Here is a 696-nt window from a genome sequence, read left to right as displayed (position 1 = left end):
GTTCTGGACCTGGACGGCGACGGCATAGAAGCGGTAGGTATCGATCCCACCCGCCCCATCCTCTTCGACCACGACGGTGACGGCATCAGGAACGCCACGGGCTGGATCAAGGGCGACGACGGCATCGTGGTGCTGGACCGCAACGGCAACGGCCTGGTCGATTCGGGACGCGAGCTGTTCGGCGATCAGACGCTGCGCGAAGGACAACTGCAAGAGGGGCAGGGAAGGTACTATGCCAATGGCTACGAGGCGCTGGCAGGGCAGGACGGAAATGGTGATGGCGTTATCAATGCAGCAGATACCGTCTATGGACAATTGCGCATTTGGAAGGATGCAAACCAGGACGGCGTCAGCCAAGCAAGCGAGCTGCATACCTTGTCAGAGCTGGGCATCGCTAGCATCGATACCCGTGGCCGCTCCAGCAATGTTGACTTGGGGAATGGCAATACGCAGCCCTGGAGCGGCAGATTTACTCGTGTGGACGGAAGCCAAGGGTCGAGCGGCGTAGCAGAAGTATCCGGCAGCCTGCTGTTGGCCAGCAACAACTTCTACAGAGAGTTTTCCGATAACCCGGCGCCGACGGCCGCGGTGACGGCTCTGCCGCAAATGGGCGGCAGCGGTTGGGTGCGGGACCTGCGCGAGGCAATGAGCCTAGGAACCGAAGCGGCGCGGGTATTACAAGCGAAGGTTGAGGCC

General features: G+C 61.2%; 1 pseudogene. It reads left to right on the top strand.

The features are described from left to right. Positions 1–696 (top strand): annotated as a pseudogene (locus K9U40_RS23170) (hypothetical protein); the annotation flags it as partial.

Origin of the sequence: Xanthobacter autotrophicus (assembly GCF_030015065.1) — a bacterium.
In the GTDB taxonomy this organism is placed as follows: domain Bacteria; phylum Pseudomonadota; class Alphaproteobacteria; order Rhizobiales; family Xanthobacteraceae; genus Xanthobacter; species Xanthobacter autotrophicus_D.
This window is presented reverse-complemented; position numbering and strand designations above follow the sequence as displayed.